The organism is Streptomyces odonnellii (genome assembly GCF_000981895.1).
In the GTDB taxonomy this organism is placed as follows: Bacteria; Actinomycetota; Actinomycetes; order Streptomycetales; family Streptomycetaceae; genus Streptomyces; species Streptomyces odonnellii.
Genome location: NZ_LATD01000345.1, coordinates 1 through 3,504 on the forward strand (window position 1 = coordinate 1; position 3,504 = coordinate 3,504).

At 72.4% G+C, this 3,504-nt stretch carries 3 protein-coding genes; all 3 read left to right on the forward strand.

The genetic code is table 11. From position 1 onward, the window contains the following. Window positions 1–349: AtuA-related protein (locus WH07_RS28745; protein WP_046506156.1), on the forward strand; the 349-nt coding region annotated here is incomplete at its 5' end. Between the two features lie 58 nt (window positions 350–407). After that, complete coding sequence (locus WH07_RS28750) at window positions 408–2,021, forward strand: acyl-CoA carboxylase subunit beta (protein WP_046506159.1); 1,614 nt, start codon at window positions 408–410, stop codon at window positions 2,019–2,021. A gap of 54 nt (window positions 2,022–2,075) precedes the next feature. Further along, window positions 2,076–3,504, forward strand: a 1,429-nt coding sequence (locus WH07_RS28755; protein WP_046506161.1) for an acetyl-CoA carboxylase biotin carboxylase subunit, incomplete at its 3' end; no start/stop codon positions are given.

A 3,504-nucleotide genomic window follows, 5' to 3' on the forward strand; every position in this document is an offset into this window, starting at 1 on the left:
CCTCCCGTCCGGGCTCCCCACCCGCCGCGCCCCCCTCGGCCTCGTCGCGGGCGCGCGCAGCGGTGACAAGGGCGGGGATGCCAATGTCGGGGTGTGGGCGCGGGACGAGGACGGCTGGCGGTGGCTGGCCCACGCGCTGACCACCGAGCGGTTCCGGCAGCTCATCCCCGAGAGCCGCGAGCTGACCGTCGTCCGCCATGTGCTGCCCGGACTCCGCGCCCTGAACTTCACCGTGGAGGGGCTGCTCGGCGAGGGAGTCGCGGCCCAGGCCCGGTTCGACCCCCAGGCCAAGGCCCTCGGCGAGTGGCTGCGCGCCCGCCACCTGGACATCCCGGAGGTACTGCTGTGACCCGAAGGACCGCGACGACGGACCGCCCGGCCGGTCCCGTACCCGAGGAGGCCGCCCCGTGACCGTGCTTTCCTCCGCCCTCGACACCGCCTCCCCGGACACGGCGTTTTCTCACTACGCCGCCCACCGCGAAGCCATGCTCACCAAGCTCGCCGAGCTCGACGCCGAGCACGCCAAAGCTCTCGCCGGCGGCGGCGAGAAGTACATCGCGCGCCACCGCGCCCGCGGCAAGCTTCTCGCCCGCGAGCGGATCGAGCTGCTCCTCGACCCCGACACCCCGTTCCTGGAGCTGTCGCCGCTCGCCGCCTGGGGCAGCGACTACCCCGTCGGCGCGTCCATGGTCACCGGTATCGGCACGGTCGAGGGCGTCGAGTGCGTGATCACCGCCAACGATCCGACCGTACGCGGCGGCGCCTCCAACCCCTGGACGCTGAAGAAGGCCCTGCGCGCCAACGAGATCGCGTTCGCCAACCGCCTCCCGCTCATCAGCCTCGTCGAGTCCGGCGGCGCCGATCTCCCGTCCCAGAAGGAGATCTTCATCCCCGGCGGCGCGCTGTTCCGCGATCTCACACGGCTCTCCGCCGCCGGTATCCCCACCGTCGCGGTCGTCTTCGGCAACTCCACGGCGGGCGGGGCGTACGTGCCGGGGATGTCCGACCACACCGTAATGATCAAGGAGCGGTCGAAGGTCTTCCTCGGCGGGCCGCCGCTCGTGAAGATGGCCACGGGCGAGGAGAGCGACGACGAGTCGCTCGGCGGCGCCGGGATGCATGCCCGTACGTCCGGCCTCGCCGACCACTTCGCACTCGACGAACAGGACGCGCTGCACCAGGCCCGGCGGATCGTCGCGCGCCTCAACTGGCGCAAGGCGCACGCCGATCCGGGTACGGCCGCGCCGCCGAAGTACGACGAGGACGAGCTGCTCGGGATCGTGCCCGGCGATCTGAAGACCCCCTTCGACCCGCGCGAGGTGATCGCGCGGGTGGTGGACGGTTCGGACTTCGACGAGTTCAAGCCGCTGTACGGGCCGAGCCTGGTGACCGGGTGGGCGCGGCTGCACGGCTACCCGGTGGGGGTGCTGGCGAACGCGCAGGGGGTGCTGTTCTCGGCCGAGTCGCAGAAGGCCGCGCAGTTCATCCAGCTCGCCGACCAGCGGGACATCCCGCTGGTGTTTCTGCACAACACCACCGGTTACATGGTCGGCAGGGAGTACGAGCAGGGCGGCATCATCAAGCACGGCGCGATGATGATCAACGCGGTGTCCAATTCCCGGGTGCCCCATCTGTCGGTGCTGATGGGCGCGTCGTACGGGGCGGGGCACTACGGCATGTGCGGCCGCGCGTACGATCCGCGCTTCCTCTTCGCCTGGCCGAGCGCCAAGTCCGCCGTGATGGGGCCGCAGCAGCTCGCCGGGGTGATGTCGATCGTCGCGCGGGCGTCGGCGGCGGCGAAGGGGCAGCCGTACGACGAGAGCGCCGACGCGGCCGTACGGGCGATGGTGGAGCGGCAGATCGAGGCGGAGTCGCTGCCGGTGTTCCTGTCGGGGCGGCTGTACGACGACGGGATCATCGATCCGCGCGACACCCGGACCGTGCTCGGTCTGTGCCTGTCGGCGATCCATACCGCGCCGGTCGAAGGCGTCCGGGGAGGCTTCGGTGTCTTCCGGATGTGAGTCGATCGGATGTGAGCCGATGTCTTCCGGACATGAGGAGTTGTGGGCGCTGTGCTGATCACTTCTGTACTGGTCGCGAACCGGGGCGAGATCGCCTGCCGCGTCTTCCGGACCTGCCGGGAGCGCGGGATCGGGACGGTCGCGGTGTACGCGGATCCGGACGCGGGCGCGCTGCATGTACGGGAGGCGGACACGGCCGTACGGCTGCCGGGGGCGGCGCCCGCCGACACGTATCTGCGGGGCGATCTGATCGTGAAGGCGGCGCTGGCGGCGGGCGCGGACGCGGTACACCCCGGCTACGGATTCCTCTCCGAGAACGCAGGGTTCGCGCGGGCGGTGCTGGACGCGGGGCTGGTGTGGATCGGGCCGCCGCCGGACGCGATCGAGGCGATGGCCTCGAAGACCCGGGCGAAGGAGCTGATGGGGGCGGCGGGCGTACCGCTCCTGGCGCCCGTCGATCCGGCCGCGGTCACGGAGGCGGACCTGCCGCTGCTGCTGAAGGCGGCGGCAGGGGGCGGCGGCCGGGGGATGCGGATCATACGCGAACTCTCCGCACTCGGCGCCGAGTTGACGGCAGCGGCGGCTGAGGCGCGGTCGGCGTTCGGGGACGGCGAGGTGTTCGCGGAGCCGTACGTGGAGGGCGCCCGGCATGTCGAGGTGCAGGTCCTCGCGGACGCGCGGGGCACGGTGTGGGCGCTGGGCACCCGGGACTGCTCCCTCCAGCGGCGCCACCAGAAGGTCATCGAGGAGGCCCCGGCGCCGGGCCTGCCGCCGGCACTCCGTACCGCACTGCACGAGTCGGCGGTCCGGGCGGCTCGGGCGGTCGGCTACACGGGCGCGGGGACGGTCGAGTTCCTGGTCTCCGCGGAGGGCCGCCCGTACTTCCTGGAGATGAACACCCGCCTCCAGGTCGAGCACCCGGTGACGGAGGAGATCTTCGGCCTGGACCTGGTGGCGCTGCAACTGTCGGTGGCGGAGGGCATGCCGCTCCCGCCGGTGCCGCCGCGCGCGCACGGCCACGCGATTGAGGCGCGTCTGTACGCGGAGGACCCGTCGCGAGCATGGACCCCGCAGACGGGCACGCTGCACGCGCTGGACTTCGCCGGAACCACCGCTGCGGGGCGGGCCCCGGCCCCCGGCACACCGCGCCTCCGCGTCGACACCGGCTACTCCGCCGGGGACACCATCGGGGTGCACTACGACTCGCTCCTAGCCAAAGTCGTCGTCTGGGCGCCCACCCGAGGCGAGGCCCTGCGCAAGCTCCGGCATGCCGTGCGGAGGGCACGGGTGCATGGGCCCGGGACCAACCGGGAGCTGCTCGTAGGGGCGTTGGGGCATCCGTCGTTCGTGGACGGTCAGGTGGATACGGGGTTCCTTGAGCGGAGTCTCGATGCGCTGACCGGGCCCGTGGCCGGGGAGCGGTACGCCGCGGTCGCAGCCGCGCTGGCCGATGCGGCTGTGCGGGGGAGTGGCGGTGCGGGGC